Origin of the sequence: Aquimarina sp. U1-2 (genome assembly GCF_017897595.1) — a bacterium.
Lineage (GTDB): Bacteria > Bacteroidota > Bacteroidia > Flavobacteriales > Flavobacteriaceae > Aquimarina.
Map to the genome: position 1 here is coordinate 360,664 of NZ_JAGKIK010000003.1, position 18,804 is coordinate 379,467.

An 18,804-nucleotide genomic window follows, 5' to 3' on the forward strand; every position below is an offset into this window, starting at 1 on the left:
TGATAATTCTTAGGAATTTCCTAAATTGTTTGTGAATTTTATAATAAATCTATGAGTGCCAACCAGCAGAATTCAACTTCCTCAAAAAAGAAAAACAATACGTTTGATGATGCCCTTTTAGATATTTCGCTGTCTCTTGCTAATAGTAAAGACCGTGGGCAACTATACAAAAATATCTATGCCAAGATTAAGCCCCTTTTGGGATTTGATGAAATGGGACTTTTTGTTATAGACGAAGATCAAGATATTTTTTGGGAACTATTGGAGGTAAATGTGACCAGCAAATTACAAGATGAACTCGCAAAAAAAGAACTATTGGGGCCATGGCCTTACCGTGGTCGGCATAAAAAGGCATGGATTTACACGGATAAGGTTACTTTTTTTGACATGGAGGAGCAGGCAAGAATTTATCCCAATCCGCAGTGGAAATTTATTCTCGATGCTGGTCTTACTAAAATGATTGCCGGACCCTTAATGTTTCAAGGGAAACGGGTTGGATTATTGTGTTTTACCAGTAAAAACAATAATTTTTTTTCTTCTGCCAATATTCCAGTTTTTGAGCAAATCGCATCGGTCATAGCAGCATCGGTAAGTAATATTCTCGCTTTCGAACAAGTAAAAAAACGGGAGAGAGACAAAGCCCTTTTATTGAGTATCAGTCAAGAAGTATCTAAAATACATGGTTTGGCAGATTTTTTACGTTTTATAATGCAGGACATCAAACCCATCTTTGGTTTTTACGACGTGGGTATTTTTCTGTTGACTGAAGATGAACAACACCATTACAATTTAGCAGGTGTTCATTCTGATTTTTCAAAATCTCGATGGAATGATGCCATTCTCAAGTCATCTCAAAAGTTGATGCTGCATGCAGGTTCGCCGGTGGCGTACACCATGAAACAACTTCAAACCATAGAGGGACCTTTGCAGCAAAATTTTCAGAACCTTATAGAACAATTTCCTTATTATGATCAGTTTCAGTTGAACGACTTTAAAGAAACCCGATACCAAGACTGTTTAGTCCATGATTTAAAAATTGGCGGAAAGCAATTTGGTCTTTTTTGCATCAATTCTCTAGAAAAAGAGTTTTTTAAGGAAGCGCAGTTTTCACTTTTCAAGAATATAACCGAACAGCTATCAGTTTCTTTAAGTAATATTTTGACCAATAATAGTCTGCGAAAACGAGAAGAAGAGAAATCTCTGCAGGTAAACCTCGTCAATGCTTTGAATCGACCAAGCGGTTGGAACACAAAACTATTGCATTTGGTACAACATCTGCAAGCTTACATTGATTGCAGTATAATTGTGTTTGCTTTTCAGCCGGATAACCGCATTGACTTTTGTTATGCGTTTGAACGTATCGGTGCAGAAGAGTATCGTCAATTTGATTATCAGGAATTTTTAGATTTTGTAGCACTAACGGAAGATGAATACCTCTTGCAATATGAAGAAAATGAAAAAACTTTTTTAGAGAATGATGCATCATTTCAAAAGACCAAGAAGAAAAATAGGTTTTTTAAAAAAACATCTGAAAAATTTCAGGCAAGAAGTCGGCTAAGTACTTCATTACAGTTATCACTGCCCGGTCATTATCGTATCAGTTTTCTAAGTAGGGAAACAGCTGGATATAGCAATCAAGACCAACGTCTTTTGGAAGAAATTATACTCACTCTGCAATTATCACTTGATAAACTATTGGCATTTGAACAAATCGAAAAGCTCAACGCCAAACTACAATTAGAAAAACAATACTTGGAAGAAGAGGTAGAAAAAACATTCAATTTCGGTGAAATTATTGGCGAAAGCGACACCATGAAAAAAGTATATGAACAAATTGCGCACGTGGCTCCGCTTGATTCCTCTGTATTTATTCAAGGTGAAACTGGTACAGGTAAAGAATTGATTGCCCGTGCCATCCATAAAAATTCCAAAAGGAAAGACAACATTCTGGTTAAAGTAAATTGTGCCGCCATACCTAAAGATTTGGTAGAAAGCGAACTCTTTGGTCATGAACGTGGTGCTTTTACCGGTGCGCTTAAAACCCGAGTAGGTAAGTTTGAGCTTGCAAATAATGGCACCATCTTTCTGGATGAGATAGGTGAATTGCCGTTAGATTTACAAGCCAAGCTGCTAAGGGTTTTGCAAGAAAAGGAAATAGAACGATTGGGCAGTAACCAGACCCAACAGCTTAATTTTAGATTGATAACAGCAACAAACCGAAATTTACAACAGGCCGTAGTTGAGGGTACATTTCGCTCAGACTTGTTCTATCGCATCTTTATCTATCCTATCTATTTACCGGCTTTACGTGAAAGAGATGGTGATGTGATAACGATTGCCCAACATTACGCCCATAAATTTGCCAATAAATCAGGGCTGAATTTCTTCGGTTTTAGTGAAGCGGCAAAAGAGCGTATGCGCTCCCATGAATGGCCTGGCAATGTACGGGAGCTTGAAAATATCCTGCAACAAGAATTGGTTAAAAATAGAAAGAGTGAGTTGGAGATGCTTTCACTTGTTGTCAATACAGAGATGCTTCAAATGGGAAAATATAAAAATAAGTTAAACGAGCTGTTCAACTTACCAGAAGATTTTACGCTCAGCGACATAGACCAAAGCAAACAAGAGCTGGAAAAGCACCTGCTGGAACAAGTGCTGGAAAGAACAAAGTGGCGCGTGAGTGGTCGCCACGGCGCAGCAGCCTTATTGGATGTTAAAGCAGTCACCTTGGAATATAGGATAAAGAAGTTGGGGTTGGGAAGAAAATGATAAAGCGTATCAAACTAAAAAATGAAGAAACTGTCTGACTTTCAAATACTATCCTTAGAAGATTTTTTTAAAGATTATGCTAACGGAACAAAAAGAATAAACCAATACTACTTGTTCTTGTTTCGGAAAGGTAAAGGGAGTATTGCCGTAGATTTTTTTGAGCATCAAGTAACCCATAATATCATCTGGTTTATTGCTCGAGGAAGAGCAATACAGGTAAATGTTACGGAGTTTGAAGGCTGTGTTGTACGTTTTTCCGATACATTTTTAGATTTGAATGCTAATGAGAATAAAGAATCATTCAGGAGTATATTATACCACTATTTCTGTCATTCCCCCTTCTTTGAACCAGGTGAACAAGAACTCGCACAATTTCAACATCTTTTTAATGAAATGCAACAAGAATACAACCGCAATAATTCATCCAGAATTTTGTTACAGTCTTATCTCAAAATAGTATTGATCAATTACCAAAGAGGAATCAAACCCAATTCAAAAAACTATCAAGAAAACACTACCAATACGATAATAATTCTTAGAAGTAACATCGAGCAGCATTATATTGCGTACAAAAAGGCTTCATTCTATGCTGAAAAACAATATCTTTCATTAAAAAGGTTAAATGAAATCGCTACATCTGGTATAGGTAAAACAGTTACCCAACTTTTGCATGAAAGAATCATTCTTGAGGCCAAACGAAGATTGCTGTTTACTTCTTTATCTGTTTCTCAAATTGCGTATCAATTAGGTTATGAAGACGTAGATTATTTTTATCGTTTTTTCAAGAAAAATGTAGGGTGCACAGCTACCCACTTTCGTAATTCCGGCAAATAATCCAGTTACTCCAGTAATTTGTATAGTCAAGTCAGTTTTAATCTTTATGATATTTGTATATCATTTAGAACCAAAATGTTATGAAGTCAACTGTCAAGATTAATTTTTTTAAGTCTCTAATTTTTCCTCTCTTAATTTTTACAATGATGCATACAGAAGCACAAGAAATTGACCCTAATTTACTATCAGACCCGATAGTGAAAAAAGTATCAGACCCCGATAAGCCCTTTAGCGTATTGATCGATATTACATTAATACCCGGTATGGAGATTGAATTTGAAAAACAATTTGCTCCAGTAATTGCAAAGGTTAGAAAAGAAAAAGGAAATATTGAGTTTCAGTTAAGTCGTCATCCTGAAGAACCCAATGTATACTTTTTATATGAGCGATGGAAAAACGTAGAAGTTTTAAAGGCACATATGACGACCCCTCACATGAGCCAATTCTGGTCTAAATATTTTCCGATGATTGCTAGAATACCCACAATTAGGGTGTTTATGGAGCGAGACTTACAAAAATAGGTAGCTCCCATGAACAGAAGAAATAGCATTAAAACCATGATAACGGCTGGTATAGGATTTTCTTTACCACTACCGTTATTTTCAAAAACATATAACAAACCAAATAAAATCATGAGTAAGCGTAAACAAAATACTCCATTTTATCATTTCGAGGTAGGTGATTTTGATGCCACTGTTATTTCAGATGGCCAATCGCTTTTTCCAGCTTATCCATTGTATGCGGTAAATGTTAAAGAAGAAGAGGTTGCTAAGAGTCTTACATCTTATTTTTTACCTGAAAAGGATTACTTATTGCAGTGTAATTGTTTGCTACTGGAACGCGAAAACGAAAAAATCTTAATAGATACTGGCGCAGGAAAAAGTTTAGGTGATGGATTTGGGATGCTAAATGATAACCTGAAGAAATTGGGAGTTACCGGTGAAGAAATAACAGCTGTGCTGTTGACCCACTGTCATTTAGACCATATTGGTGGATTGACCATGAATGAAGAACAAGTATTTCCGAATGCCGTAGTACATATCTGTGAAAAGGAATGGAATTTTTGGTCTACTTCATCCGTAGATTTATCGAGCATGCCCATTGAACAAGGGTTTAGGGATAATTTTAAAAATGCAGTTGGTGTAAACCTTGTTCCCTTTAAAAACAATATCAAAACATTTCGCTATGGCGAAGAGGTGTTGAGTGGTATACAGGCTATTGACGCAAGCGGGCATTCGCCGGGCCACACCTGTTTTTGGATAAAATCTGGAGCAGACTCGCTATTGCATACCGGTGATATTTTTCACCATCCAGCCTTTGATTTAAAACATCCTGAATGGGCAACTGCTTTTGACCAAGATGCGAAGCAAGCGTATAAAAAGAGAATTAAAGTAGTAGATATGGCAGTTGCTGAAAGAATCACCGTATTATCGTATCATACACCCTTTCCCGCATTTGGAAATATTCAAAAACTAGCTAATGGATACCAGTGGATTCCTTCAACTTGGTTAATATAATATTTTAGATTTGTGCGGTATACTATTAGAATAAACAAACCGACTTTGATTACACAAGCATGCTATTTTACAGGTGTGCTATATACTACCGCTTTTTAAATATCACCAGTTCACTAAGAACTTGTCCGGCTTCCTTAGCTACTTTTGAAGAGCTCTTAATGGTATGGTCGCCAATCAAGCTATGAAACTTTTTGGGTAATGGTGAATTTCCTGGATAATTCAGACTTCCATAAATCTGAAGGTCGTCCAAGTAACCTCCTTCCCATTGTATGTCCCCGGAGTAATCTCACTCAAGACCATAAAATGTAAATGGTTTTTTATTGAAAACCTCAAGCTCTTCGATTGTATTGCCAAGGGTAATCCCTTCTTTTGTTTTCCATTCTGTCTGATGCCCAGCTATTTTGAAAGAAAGCAGAGTATTAAAATGTAGTGAATCTTCTTCCCAGATAAACTCAACTTGATTTTTAGTTCCAGGAAATAATAAACTATTGTTGTACGTCTCTTCCATTTATGGATATCTACCTATTCCCCTTTCCACATTTTTACCAAATATTGCTTTCAATTCGGTTTCAGAATCAAAAGACAACAAGCTATCCAGTGGAAAGTCTATAGTGTATTTAGATGCTTCCAGGGATTGCAAATCGTTCTCTTCCTTCTGACTTTTTTTCCAGTACAACCTAACATGGTTATCAAAAGAAATAGTAATCCAATTAGTTTTTTATGCATAGTTTCCGTTTTAACTCAAAAATAATCTGTTGTAAACAATATACATTTAAAACCAAAGTAATATCCAATCGAACCCTATTTTCTCTTATTATTTATCATCAAAAGCGTGACTTAGATGCTTACTATGTATTTTTAGGTAATAGCATAAAAGTCCTCTCGATACTCTTGGGGAGATACCCCAGTATTTTTTTTGAAAAACCGACTAAAATAAGACGGATTACTGTAGCCCAACACATAACCTATTTCTGAAATGGGCATTGAGGTATGTACCAATTTACATTGCGCTGCCAGTATATAACGGTCTAGTATGATGGTTTTTGGGCTTTTACCGGTTGATTTTTTTACTTGGTTGCACAGTACTTTTTGGTGTACATTAAGCGCATTGGCAAAATCATGCACACTTTTATTGGTTACATAATTCGCTTTAATGCCTGATACAAAATGGTCTTCAAGATGTTCAAAAAATTGATGTGTAAGGGTAGAATTGTGAGCAGATATAAAGGAAAGCATTGAAGTTTGCTTAGAAATATGACGTTTAAGATGTAACAAGATTTCAAGCACCTCTACCCGTATAAGTTCGTAAGAAATACTATCTTTCGTTTCGAAATTAGCATTGGCTTTTTGCATCAGTTGAAAAAAAGAGATATCGCTATCCATACTCAATCTGCTATCTACGTACTGACCTTGGAGAAGAAAAGGAAACTCAAGTAACATATTTTTCCGATACTTCAATGATGACAAATATGCTTTGGAGAAAGCAATGAGATAACCGTGGGGATTATCAATAGTTTTCCAGCTTTTCATCTGCCCGGGGAGCGATATCCCTACTGTATTGGTTTCAAAATGAACACGTTTATTCTGTGTGATTTTTGAAAGCCTTCCACTGTTTAGAACGTAGATGACATAAAAGTCTTGAACATACGTTTGAGGTAATTGGGCTATCGTTTTAGAAAATTCCTTTATTTCATCGATATAAATACCATTGAGACCTCCTGCAAATCGGTATTTGTGATTAAAAAAATGGTCTCCTTTTAATTTTTGTACAAAATCATCAAGGGTAAGGCTTGAACAATATTGATTAGTTGTATTAGTCATGCTTACAATGTAACCTACTATTATACCAAGAAGTTTTTAAAACATAATCATTTGTTTATCAGTTATTTAAAATACTTATTCTGCTTATAAAAAGGTTTTAATCAAAAATTATTAAATTTTATTTTTATGATTTTTGCTAAAAAATGGTAAAAAATATCCAAAGAGACAACCTTTTTGTTTAACTTTTCACATTGTAGTCGCAAGTAGATTTTGATTACTAATTACTCCTTCATACGTAACATAAGAAACTTTTGATTTAAAATCTTATCCATATTATGGAACAAATCATAGGAAATAGTGCCGAAATGCAAACGGTAAAACAGAAAATAAAGGCATTCTCAACCTTAGACGCTGCAATTTTGATAGAAGGCGAAACAGGTACGGGCAAAGAATTAGTTGTTAATGCAATTCACAGGGAGTCAATTCGAAGAAATTTTCCATTGGTAAAAATAAATTGTGCGGCACTTTCCCCAGAAATCGTTGAATCAGAATTGTTTGGTCACATAAAAGGGGCTTTTAGTGGTGCGGTTAACGATCACAAGGGAAAATTTGAATATGCCGAAAATGGCACTATTTTTTTAGATGAGATTTCTGAACTTTCATTAACTATACAAGCCAAACTTTTACGGGTACTGCAAGAGAAAGAAGTGGTGCGTTTAGGAAGTAATGAGACCAGAAAAATTAATTTTAGGGTGGTCGCCGCAACCAATAAAAACCTTTCTGAAATGGTTAGAATGGGTACTTTCAGAGCTGATTTGCTTTTTCGTTTACAACAACTAACCATTTACATTCCACCGTTAAGAGCGCGTGGTGCTGATATTGCGTTACTTGCCGAATATTTCGGACGAAAACTCTCAAATTCTTTGGATACGGATTTTTCAGGATTTACTAGTAATACCATTACTCATTTTAGAAAATATGATTGGCCTGGTAATGTACGTGAACTCAAAAATCGAATACAACAACAACTGGTCACTTCATCAGAAACAGTTTTGCATATCAATCCTAAACGCTTTCAAAATTTACAGGTTCCCGCTGCTAAAGGTGATGTATCTCAATTTTTAGACCTAAATCGACCTGAAAAACTGACGATGTCAAGAATAAAAGAATATAAAGAGAATATTGAAAAAGCTTGTATTGAAGCAGTATTACAGCATACTCGTTGGCGAGTGAGCGGCCCTAAAGGCGCGGCAAAAATTCTAAAAGTAAATGCCAGTACGCTAGATTCTAGATTGAAAAAGCTTGGGATTAGTACCAAGTAGTTACGTCTCGTTTACTTCTAGTTGGTTTAATTTTTAAAATCTACTATGGTATAATGCCCACAAGGCATATACCAAAAAGTATCAGTATTCTTCCAAAAAAGGATACGTCTTCTTCACCACTATTCATGATATTTGAATCATAAACGCTTAAACAGTTTTTCCTTAATTGTGCAAATTAGCAATTTATGCTTGTTTATAGTCAATTAAAAAGCTCAAATGGTTTCTATAATCAAATCCAGAAATACATGAAAAAGTTAATCTTACCATTCATTTTTATATCAATCATAATTAATAATATGAGCGCACAAGAAACTATAAAATTCAAGGTCATCGGAGGCTATCAATTTGCAGAAGGCTATGCCATTCAAAACAATGACCCTTTTGTTTATGCACAATCCGGACAGCTTACCGGTTCTTGGCATTGGGAGTTTGAAAATGGAAAAAAAGGAAATACGCATATCAATGGTGCTACCGCGAACAGAGTACTTTTTAATGGCGAAAACCAACTGATGGGTACCATGAAAATTAATATGTTCGAATTTGAAGGCTCAAATCCAGAGAGCGATTTACTCTTTCTGTCATACACATCCACAAAGTTCACGGCAGAACCCAGCAATGTCGTTATCAAGGTTTCCGGTGAATTTACCGGAGGTACGGGAAAATACAAAGGGGCAAGAGGCTGGCTTACGGTAACTTCGGTCAACGGCTTCTTCGATGATGGAAAAGGTGAGATTTATCTAGGCGACCAACCTGAAATTACAGAAGAACTGGTAAAAAAATGGACCGAAGATTATTTTAAGGCCACCCAAAGCGGAGATGCCAAAGTGTGGGCAGATTCTTTTGCGGGCAATGCCTATATAAACGACCCTTATGGCAGCCCGGCACCAAACAGTAGAGCAGAAATTGAAGCGATTGGCACTAATTTTATGTCGGCTTTCAAATCAGCAGGGCTTTACCCCGATTATATTTTTGTAAACGGATTGATAGCCACCTCAAAATGGACCGGAAGGGGCCTGATGCATGACGGCAAGAAAGCCACCTTTGAGGGTGTCAATGTTACCACCTATAATGAAAAGGGAGAAATCATAAGCCATATTGGCTATTGGGATCCAGCAAAAATGAAAATTTCACAATAAAGTCAAAATCATGAAAATAGGAATTATAGGTTCAGGAAGCATAGGAAGCACCATCGGGAAACTCTGGTCACAAGCGGGCCACGAAGTTTTATTTAGTTCACGTAATCCGGAAAAATTGTCTGGTTTAGTGGCAGAGGCAGGTAGTAGTACAACTAGCGGTACGGTACAAGATGCCGTGGCATTTGCAGACATACTTTTTTTGGCCACTAATTATTGGACGCTGGACGAAGCACTACAAAACATGGGGGATGTTTCTGGGAAAACCATCCTAGACGCTACAAACCCTTATCAATACAATGACGCCGGCAAGGTAGTGCGAGCAATACCCAATGATATTTCCGGGGGAACACTACTTCAGGAAAAACTTCCCGATAGTAAAATCATCAAAGTATTCAGTAGTATGATGGCCACTATTATGGCTGAAAAACACCACAAGCAACCCCTATTGGTGATCCCTTACACAACAGATTACGAAGAATTAAAAAAAATAGCCGAACAACTGATTACTGATGCAGGTTTCTTGCCGATTTACTATGGCAAACTTAAATATTCTAAGCCTATAGAACTGTTCGGAAAATATTCTGACAAGGTTATGGATGAAAAGGAAGCAACCCAATTGTTTGAAGCTGATTTTAAAGAAAGAAAGTAAACACATTTAGAGAACATCATGAAAAAGTTAAGCATTCAAATTTCCGCAGGAATTTTAATCGTATTCTGCACAGTTTTAAGTGTAACTGCACAAAGCACGGACTACAGCAGACCTGTTCCTTTTAAAATAGATATACCTAAATCCAAAATAGATTACATAAAAAATAGGGTCGAAAATGCCAATTGGGCGGGGCGTATTGGTGATGGCGGTTGGGGTTATGGCATGAGCTATGATTATTTGAAAGAACTGAAAGATTACTGGGTACAGGATTATGATTGGAAAAAAGAAGAAAAGAAACTGAATGAATTTCCACAGTTCAAAGTTCAGATTGAAGGTTTTGACATTCATTATTATTATGAAAAAGGAAGTGGTACCAACCCACAACCGGTCATTTTTACCCATGGATGGCCGGGTTCTGTCTTTGAGTTTGTACACGCTATCGATAGATTGGCACATCCTGAAAAATATGGGGGCAACGCAGAAGATGGTTTAGACGTAATCGTCCCTTCTTTACCGGGATTTGGCTTTTCGTCAAAACCAACAAAATCGCCAGTTGGACCTGTAACTACAGCCAGATTGTGGAATACCCTGATGACCAAAGTTTTAGGATACGAATCTTATGGAGCACAGGGAGGCGATTTAGGATGCATTGTAACCACCTATTTGGCATATAATCATGCAGACCATGTAAAAGCCATTCATCTTAACCTGGTGCCCTCTAGCCCGAAACCCGAAAATAAAATGACCCAACAAGAAAAGGAATGGGCAAAAGAAGCGCAGGCATTTATAAGCAGGGAACTGGATTATTTTGCATTACAGGCAAATAAACCACAGACACCCAGTTTTGCATTGATTGACAGTCCTTTAGGCACAGCGGCTTGGATCATTAGCAAGTTTAAAGCTTGGAGCGATTCGGGAGATGATATTGAAAGTGCATTCACCAAAGACCAACTACTTACAAACGCTATGATTTACATTGTAAATGACAATATCGATTCTTCCATCTGGTTCTACAGAGGTTTTGCTACTGAAACGAAAGGAAAAATGCATCCAGGGGAAAAAATAAAAGTCCCTACAGCCGTAGCACTATTTCCGGCGGACATGGTAAACGGAAGACCGCCCAAAACCTGGATTGAAGGCGATTACAATTTGGTAAGATATACAGCGATGAGTAGCGGAGGGCATTTCGCTTGTTTAGAAGAGCCAGAAGAGTTCACCAAAGACGTATTGGCCTATTTTAATGAAATTCTAATGAAAAAATAGTGGCATTGACCTTGTAAAAGGTGGGTTTATGAACAACCAGACTTACAAAACTGCAGTCTCAATAATTTCAATCGTAATAATGTACTACAGCATGGGCATAAAAAACACATTTGCACAAAATACGGTAAAAAACGATACGATAAAATGGTCGTATGATATTTCTACCAGTGGTTTTTTTAGCGATGATGGTGCCACGCGATTGCTGGTCAACAACAACGGCTTGTTGAAAACGGCATCCTCTAATTTTCAAAACCGCTTGGTGCTCAATTATCAATTTGGGAAAGTGGGTGAGAGGTGGCAAGAAAACGACTTTTTGGCCTACAATGCATTCAGGTTGCGACCCGAAAAAAAGACGTTTCCGATTGCTGTGGGCGGAATCGAAACGAGCAGAACACGGGATATTGACTTTCGGTTTTTCATTGGTTTAGGTGGGGGTATAGAAGTCATTGATAAAAAGACTGTATTCGCAGAGTTTACCTTGGCGGGCTGGTATGAAAGAACCAACTATGGAGATACGGATTTCAATAGAGATGAAATAGATGGTAGTTCAATTCGCTCAGTTTGGCGAATGTCTCCAAGGGTAAGAGGCGATGTCAAGCTGAACGAAAATCAGTTGATTTTTGAATTTGAAGGGTGGATACAGCCTACTATTGATGATTTTGAGGATTATCGCAGCTTCGTCAATTCTTCATTTTTGATACAAATGGTCAAGAAACTTTATTTTAAAATCGGATGGCTGGCTACTTATGAATCCTACGTGCTGCAAGGCCGAAATCAATGGGACTCCATCATCACGCTGGGCATAACCTATAAAAAAAACTAAAGATATGAGAAGAAAAAATGATCCGTTATTGAAGATGCTTAAAAAGAGATGGTATTTCCTGTTTTTTCCACTTTTAATTCTAGCTTCAGTCGCTTATTCTGCAAGTTTGGCGAATTCTAATAAGTCAGGCTACGTTCCCATTACCGTACAAGATAGCACGGATAGGGAACGCTCTTTAAAATTATTTGGCGAAGTAGCGGCCGTACTGCGGCATCCACGCTGTATCAATTGCCACCCTAGTGACGATTACCCCAGACAAGGTGATGAAATGCGAAGGCACATGTTCAATGTGCAAAGAGGAAATCACGGTAAAGGGGTTATCGGTATGAAATGTATCAGCTGCCATGGTGCTTCCAATAATTTGGCTTCTGGTGTGCCGGGTGCTCCAGAACCGGATGACCCTTTAAAATCAAGATGGCATTTAGCACCGTTGAGCATGGGCTGGATCGGGTTAAACGATGCCCAACTTGGTAAGCGATTATTAGATAAAGAGCAAAACGGTAATATGTCACCACAGGATTTGGTAGAGCATATGGAAGAAGACCCCTTGGTCTTATGGGGCTGGGATCCCGGTGAAGGTAGAGAACCCATACCCATACCACACGACGAATTTGTAGAAATATTAAAAGAATGGGTGGCTACCGGGGCTCAGGTACCTACTGAGGATAAGGAACCAAAAAAATAATACTGATGGCCAAAATAATAATACATGCAGTTTCAAGAAGAAACTTTATAAAAACAACTGGCTTAGCAGCCGGCGGACTTCTATTACAGGGGTGTATGAAGTTTTCTAACAATTCAAAGGAAAGTGAATTGGCAAGCTTGAACGCTTTTATAAAAATCGACATGGACAATAAAGTGACTTTAATAGTACACCAGGCAGAAATGGGTCAGGGTGCCAGTACCACTTTACCGGCAATACTGGCAGATGAGTTAGGTGCGGATTGGTCAAACGTACTACTTGAAAATAGCCTTACCGACCCTGCATTTAAAAACCCGAAATACGATTTGCAATTTACGGGCAATGCAGAAAGTATCCGTGGCTTTCATGATATATTACGAAAAACGGCAGCCACGGCACGTGAGATGTTGAAGCAAGCAGCCGCAACGCAATGGAATGTCCCCAAAGCTTCGCTGAGAACTGAGAACAGTTACATCATCGGCAAAAACGGAGAGAAAGCCACTTTTGGCGAATTCGCTGTACCGGCTAGTAAGTTGCCAGCACCCAAGAATGTTAAGCTAAAACCTCAAACAGAGTGGAAATTGACCGGAAATAAATCATTACCAAGAGTAGATATACCCGAAAAAGTCAATGGAAAAGCCGTTTTTGGTATCGATGTCGAGTTGCCGGATATGCTTTACGCTTCCATAGAAATATGCCCCTATTTTGGTGGGCGTATTAAAGAAATACATGAGAATGGTGTGCGGAAGCAGTCTGGTTTTGTTGAATTCTTTAAAATTCCTGTAGCCAATCCTGTTGTAGCGTATCCGCCCGGATTTAATAAGCAAGAGGCTGTTGCAGTGGTCGCGAAGAGTTATTGGCAATCAAGGCGCGCTTTAGATACCCTAAAAATTGTCTACGATAAAGGTGTGAACCAAAAGATGGATAGTAAGTCATTGTATGCTATTTATGAAAAAACCTTAAAAGGAAAAAAATGGCACGAGTCCGTAAAAGAAGGCACTCCAATTGAACAGCTTGAAAAGGTTGAAAAAACTCATAAAGCACAATATTACAGCGCTTGGCAAAGCCATGCCACCATGGAACCCATGAATGCTACAGCCAAGGTCAAAGGCGATAAAGTTGAAATTTGGGCGCCTACCCAAGGACAAGAAATGGCGCAAATCCTAATTTCAAAGGAGTTCAATATTCCCAAAGAAAATATTACTGTACACAGAACCTATCTTGGTGGAGGTTTTGGTCGCAGGCTCCTGGCAGATTACGTTTTTCAGGCTGTCTTCCTTTCAAAAAAAACAGGTAAGCCGGTCAAGCTGATTTGGACCAGAGAGCAAGATATGCAGCACGATTTTTACAGACCTGGAACCATGCAGGAGTTTGAAGCTTCGGTAGATGATACTGGTATGCCCATCGCTATGCGAACAAAGCTAGTCTCGCCTACCATATTACAGGCAGTGACCAGTGTGGATTATGTTTTTGAAGGTGAAGACCCGTCATTCCCTGAAGGGATAAAAGAAATTCCTTATCACATTAAAAATCGATTGTTAGAAACAAATATGCTAAGACTGCCACCACCAACATCGGTGTGGCGCACCACGGGTTTTGGCCCCAATGTGTTTGCGCTGGAAAGTTTCTTGGATGAACTGGCAGCAAAAGCTGGCGAAGACCCTATCGCCTACAGAAAAAAATTAGTTGCAGACGCTAGGTCTACCGCAGTACTTGACCTAGCGGCAAAAGCTTCAAATTGGAACAAGCCACGCAAAAAAAACCAAGGTTTGGGAGTAGCGCTGACCCATTCTTTTGAAAGTTTTGTGGCACAAGTGGTGGATGTATCCATAGGTTTATCGGGCATCTTGACAATCAATAAAATCACGACCGTAGTAGATTGTGGCACTGTGCTTGACCCTGGTATCGCCCGGGCAAGTATCGAAAGTGGTTTGGTCTGGGGCTTGAGCGCAGCACTTAACTCTGAAATCAATTTTAAAGAAGGCAGAACAGTAGAAAGCAATTTTAATGAGTTTAAAATGCTGACAATGCCTGAATTTGATATAGAGATTGAAACGCTATTCATAAACAGCGGCGAAAAAATTGGCGGTATTGCAGAATCAGGACCAATACCTATTGCTCCTGCCCTTTGCAACGCCATCTTTGATGCAACGAGAAAAAGGTATCGAACCTTACCCTTAGGTAAACACGGCGTTTATACGCAATATTCAGCGGATCTTCTTCCAGTATCAACCCATACAATTTAAAGCAATCAAAAATGATAACATTCAAAGTAAACAAAAAAAAAGTGAGCGTCAATGACGACCCGGATACTCCCCTTTTATGGGTGCTCAGGGACACCGTGGGCTTAAAAGGTACTAAGTTTGGCTGCGGAAAAGCGTTTTGCGGTGCCTGCTCGGTACATGTAAACGATACCGTAGTCCGTTCATGTTCCTTTCCCGTTAAATATGCCGAAGGGAAAAACATCACGACGATTGAGGGTGTTGGTACTGAAGATGAATTGCATCCCGTTCAAAAAGCGTGGATAGAAGAACAAGTGCCCCAGTGTGGTTACTGTCAGTCTGGCTTTATTATGTCTACGGTAAAATTGCTTGAACACAATCCCGACCCAACTGATGAGGATATTAATAAATCCATTACAAATCTATGCCGTTGCGGTACTTATTACAGGGTAAGAAAAGCTATCCATCTAGCAGCAAAGCTGAAAAAATCTTGACCGATAATTATAGCTGCTCAACATTTTGATACTTCGTGGCAAATATTAACGGGCAATAGTAATCAAATCGGCAGCGGTTAAGCTACCACTGCCCAAAAAGTGACACACAATGTCCAAAAAACGATATCACTTTGGTCATAAAGTTTCAGAAATTGTAAAGCAAAGAAACACACAAAATAGGTAAAATGGACAAAAAGACATTCGAAGAAAAAACAGTGTTAGTCACCGGCTCAACAAGCGGCATGGGAAAATCTGCCGCCTTATTATTTGCAAAGCAAGGGGCAAAAGTAGTTGTGACGGGCAGAAGAAAGGAAAAAGGAGAAAAAGTAGTGGAGCAAATTAAAAAATCAGGCGGCGAAGCTACCTTTTTTCAGATGGACTTGAGAAAAAAAGATTCGATTAAAGAGACTATCGAATCAACTGTAGAAAAATACGGAAAAATAGATGTGCTGTTGGCAAATGCCGGGGCAGAACAGCCCACAACAGCTGAATTGGATGGCTTGCCCGATGAGGAGATAGACATGATAATTGAAACGAATCTCTTAGGCACCATTTATAGCATTAAATATGCGCTGCCCCACCTCAAAAAACCAGGAGCAAGTATTTGTACCGTTTCTTCCATGTACGGTTTGTTGGGCAATGGCGGAGTGTCAATCTATTCTTTGACAAAAGGCGGTATTATTATGTTCACCAAATCACTGGCGGTTGAACAGGGTCAGCATGGTATAAGGGTAAACTGCATCGCTCCTGGAGTCATCGACACTGAAATGTTGCAACGTTATACCCAGGGTAAAGATATGTCTGGTTACTACAAAGCAAATGTGCCTCTGGGAGAAGGCGGAAATGCGGATGAAGTCGCCCGGGTCATGGTATTCATATCATCAGATGAAGCTGCATACATTTCAGGACAGGTTTTGGCGGTAGATGGTGGTATCACCAGCAAAATGTCAAATGCAGCCTTGCCTGTTTAAAACAGTTCTTGATAAAAGCATAGAAAAACTAGGTACATAAACATTTTATCCATTTTTAAATTTAAATCATACATCATGAAACATATATCACACAACATATTAACAAGAAATACAAAATTCGGCTGCACTATATCATCTAAAAACAAAGGTACGTTTAGGTCAACCATTGCCTTTGCACAAGCAATCAAAATTTCCTTGTGTATCATAGTAACGTCTAGCTTGGGCAATATTCAGGCACAGCAACAAAAATCAGCACCGTTTCTAAACAACAAGGAAACCGTTCTCCCCAAAAAAATGGTACAGACCAAAGGGGTTACCATGTTACCGGCCGAGGATATCGTTATGATTAGAGAGATAGTGAACAGACTTTATCTGGCTGAAGATTCCCGTGATTTTGAGGCATTCCGTCAATTATTGGCCGATGATTTTGTGCAAGACCATCCCTTTCAGGTGATGGTAGGTGCCGAAGGAATGATTGATTTTTTTAAAAAGAATCCGCAAGTATTCGATGGTTATCGCCATCATGCTTTTAACGTAACGACGCGGGCAATCGGTGATAATGAAGCGGAATCGGTACATTATTTAATATCCCTTAAACTGTTCCCTATGGATGGTGAGGATGCCAATCAGTCCCCATTCATTGCCGGTCACGGTGTGGTGGTTGACAGGCTGAGGAAAGAAAATGGCAAATGGCGCTTCACCTCACGTGTGTATGACCAAATGGCCATCGCTTCAGAGTTTTCGCCAGACCTGGTGTACCGCCAAAGATTTGCAAAAACAGCAAAAGAAAGAAATAAAAAATAAATCATCGTTTTGATTAAAACAGTGATTTGATAAAGGTCTAAAAGAACAAAATTAAAAACATAGAAATGCAAAAGCTAAAGAAAATTTCAAATACATGGTCAGGTATACCGGTCGCTGACTTTGGGCCGACTAAGGAAACTAAAATGGCACGAATTTTAGATTTGGCCTGGACCGATGCCGATTTTAAAACCGAATTGATTGAAAATCCAAATCAAGTATTAGAAAATGAAGATGTTTTTTTACCGGAAAGCTTGAAAGTAATTGTGCTGCAAGAAACAGAGAACGAATTTGTATTTGTAGTGCCGGCCATACCACCAAAAGAAGAATTTTATTACCGTTATGAGCAAATCTCTGGCTGGTGGATGTTTGCACATCAGTTATGGTATTGGATGGCGCAGACACTTGACCTTGAAAAAGCAAGAGCACTTCGGGAAGGCCTTACCATCCAATTGATAGGAAGAAGCTGGAATGATGAAGGTTACAGAAAACTGTTGATTGATAACCCCAAGCAAGCATTAGAACAAGAAGGGTTGGTATTTCCTGAAACGTTGGAGATAATATCAAAAGTAAATACAGATAGGTTGTATCATTTACCGTTACCAAAACACCCAAAAGAAGTGGCTTGGGATAAAAATGGAACGAATGGCTCCTGGTTTACGAATGGTCATACGCTATGGTGGTGGCTGGTGTCGTCAAGGCTTATGGAACACGATAAGGGAACTGTGTCGGGGCTTGTTGGTTGAGAAATTATAAAACCAAATAGCTATGAATTATCGAATAGGATTTTAGCTCATCATATCCTTTGTTTATAAACACAAAATAAGTAATCATGAAAATAGGAATCATCGGTTCAGGAAATATTGGCGGCACTTTGGGTCAACATTGGGCCAAAGTAGGTCATGAGGTCAAGTTTAGTTCTCGACATCCAGAAAATCTTCAGTCCCTAGTAGCTCATCAGCCGGATAAATTATCTGCTAGCACGGTAGAAGAAGCAGCTGATTTCGGGGAGGTCATCTTATTGGCAACTCCCTATGGTATGCTTTTGGATGTGCACCAAGTCGTAGGTGAACTTCATAACAAAATACTTATCGATGCTACCAACTATTACGTGCAGCGCGATGGCCTGCAAATGAAAAAGCAAATGCAGGTCGAGGGCTATCGAGAAACGCAATGGGTAGCCAAATACTTTGCCGGTGCCATGGTCAGCAAAGCGTTCAACACTATACCGGCCCACCAGTTAAAAAATGATGCTTTTACACCGGAAAATGGCGACAAAATAATCCCGTTCGCTGCCGATGGTGAGGAGTCTAGACAGGTAACCCGTCATCTCATTGAGCAAATTGGTTTTGTCCCTTTTTTAGTGGGTAGCCTTGCCGATACCAAATTGGTGGAACCTGACCAAGCACTGTACGGTGGCCTGCTCACTAAAGGCGATGTCAAAAAATATAAGCAGCATTAATATGGCTACCGGTACCTTCAAAAAAAACCCATCAAATGGAAAATGTTTATTGCTATCTCGTGCTGTGTCTTTCCTTTGATATTATCCGTTAACTGGTT

Annotated in this window: 19 protein-coding genes; 16 read left to right on the forward strand and 3 right to left on the reverse strand. The window is 38.8% G+C overall.

The genetic code is table 11. The features are described 5' to 3' along the window. Positions 1–51: 51 nt before the first annotated feature. The 4 genes from J8281_RS06540 (at position 52) to J8281_RS06555 (ending at position 5,120) form a co-directional block, all read left to right on the forward strand. On the forward strand, positions 52–2,769 hold the full coding sequence (locus J8281_RS06540; protein ID WP_210196793.1) for a sigma 54-interacting transcriptional regulator: 2,718 nt from the start codon (positions 52–54) through the stop codon (positions 2,767–2,769). 21 nt (positions 2,770–2,790) lie between these two features. Beyond that, positions 2,791–3,603 (forward strand): helix-turn-helix domain-containing protein, encoded by an 813-nt coding sequence (locus tag J8281_RS06545; protein ID WP_210196794.1) that lies wholly within the window; start codon positions 2,791–2,793, stop codon positions 3,601–3,603. 143 nt (positions 3,604–3,746) lie between these two features. Further along, a complete protein-coding gene (locus tag J8281_RS06550; RefSeq protein WP_210196795.1) occupies positions 3,747–4,124 on the forward strand; it encodes a putative quinol monooxygenase in 378 nt (125 codons plus the stop codon). A gap of 9 nt (positions 4,125–4,133) precedes the next feature. Then, on the forward strand, positions 4,134–5,120 hold the full coding sequence (locus J8281_RS06555) for an MBL fold metallo-hydrolase (protein WP_210196796.1): 987 nt from the start codon (positions 4,134–4,136) through the stop codon (positions 5,118–5,120). A 286-nt stretch (positions 5,121–5,406) separates the two neighbouring features. On the opposite strand, the gene J8281_RS06560 is transcribed toward J8281_RS06555, so the two are convergent. The 3 genes from J8281_RS06560 to J8281_RS06570 all read right to left on the reverse strand — a co-directional run bounded on the left by J8281_RS06560 (position 5,407) and on the right by J8281_RS06570 (position 6,941). Further along, a complete protein-coding gene (locus tag J8281_RS06560) occupies positions 5,407–5,628 on the reverse strand; it encodes a hypothetical protein (protein ID WP_210196797.1) in 222 nt (73 codons plus the stop codon). Further along, positions 5,629–5,796, reverse strand: coding sequence for a hypothetical protein (locus J8281_RS06565; RefSeq protein WP_210196798.1), 168 nt, complete (start codon positions 5,794–5,796; stop codon positions 5,629–5,631). Between the two features lie 182 nt (positions 5,797–5,978). After that, positions 5,979–6,941 (reverse strand): AraC family transcriptional regulator, encoded by a 963-nt coding sequence (locus J8281_RS06570; RefSeq protein WP_210196799.1) that lies wholly within the window; start codon positions 6,939–6,941, stop codon positions 5,979–5,981. A gap of 275 nt (positions 6,942–7,216) precedes the next feature. Between J8281_RS06570 and J8281_RS06575 the strand changes: the two genes are divergently transcribed. From J8281_RS06575 to J8281_RS06630, 12 genes are all read left to right on the forward strand, one after another. Continuing rightward, positions 7,217–8,203, forward strand: a complete 987-nt coding sequence (locus tag J8281_RS06575; RefSeq protein WP_210196800.1) for a sigma-54-dependent Fis family transcriptional regulator — start codon at positions 7,217–7,219, stop codon at positions 8,201–8,203. A 296-nt stretch (positions 8,204–8,499) separates the two neighbouring features. Further along, entirely contained in the window at positions 8,500–9,339 is an 840-nt protein-coding gene (locus tag J8281_RS06580) for a nuclear transport factor 2 family protein (RefSeq protein WP_210196801.1), read from the forward strand. A 10-nt stretch (positions 9,340–9,349) separates the two neighbouring features. Further along, positions 9,350–9,988: an NADPH-dependent F420 reductase gene (locus J8281_RS06585; RefSeq protein ID WP_210196802.1), complete on the forward strand. Its 639-nt coding sequence runs from the start codon at positions 9,350–9,352 to the stop codon at positions 9,986–9,988. A gap of 18 nt (positions 9,989–10,006) precedes the next feature. Then, complete coding sequence (locus J8281_RS06590; RefSeq protein ID WP_210196803.1) at positions 10,007–11,251, forward strand: epoxide hydrolase family protein; 1,245 nt, start codon at positions 10,007–10,009, stop codon at positions 11,249–11,251. A 28-nt stretch (positions 11,252–11,279) separates the two neighbouring features. Continuing rightward, entirely contained in the window at positions 11,280–12,074 is a 795-nt protein-coding gene (locus J8281_RS06595) for a DUF481 domain-containing protein (protein ID WP_210196804.1), read from the forward strand. A gap of 4 nt (positions 12,075–12,078) precedes the next feature. Continuing rightward, positions 12,079–12,759 carry a hypothetical protein gene (locus tag J8281_RS06600; RefSeq protein WP_210196805.1) on the forward strand — a complete coding sequence of 227 codons (681 nt, stop codon included), beginning with the start codon at positions 12,079–12,081 and terminating at the stop codon, positions 12,757–12,759. A 5-nt stretch (positions 12,760–12,764) separates the two neighbouring features. Continuing rightward, complete coding sequence (locus J8281_RS06605) at positions 12,765–15,002, forward strand: xanthine dehydrogenase family protein molybdopterin-binding subunit (protein ID WP_210196806.1); 2,238 nt, start codon at positions 12,765–12,767, stop codon at positions 15,000–15,002. A gap of 11 nt (positions 15,003–15,013) precedes the next feature. Further along, entirely contained in the window at positions 15,014–15,472 is a 459-nt protein-coding gene (locus J8281_RS06610; protein ID WP_210196807.1) for a (2Fe-2S)-binding protein, read from the forward strand. 185 nt (positions 15,473–15,657) lie between these two features. Continuing rightward, positions 15,658–16,443, forward strand: coding sequence for an SDR family NAD(P)-dependent oxidoreductase (locus J8281_RS06615; protein WP_210196808.1), 786 nt, complete (start codon positions 15,658–15,660; stop codon positions 16,441–16,443). A gap of 75 nt (positions 16,444–16,518) precedes the next feature. Then, entirely contained in the window at positions 16,519–17,247 is a 729-nt protein-coding gene (locus J8281_RS06620) for a nuclear transport factor 2 family protein (RefSeq protein WP_210196809.1), read from the forward strand. Positions 17,248–17,312: 65 nt separating this feature from the next. Further along, on the forward strand, positions 17,313–17,990 hold the full coding sequence (locus J8281_RS06625; RefSeq protein ID WP_210196810.1) for a hypothetical protein: 678 nt from the start codon (positions 17,313–17,315) through the stop codon (positions 17,988–17,990). An 86-nt stretch (positions 17,991–18,076) separates the two neighbouring features. Then, on the forward strand, positions 18,077–18,706 hold the full coding sequence (locus J8281_RS06630) for an NADPH-dependent F420 reductase (RefSeq protein ID WP_210196811.1): 630 nt from the start codon (positions 18,077–18,079) through the stop codon (positions 18,704–18,706). Positions 18,707–18,804: the final 98 nt, after the last annotated feature.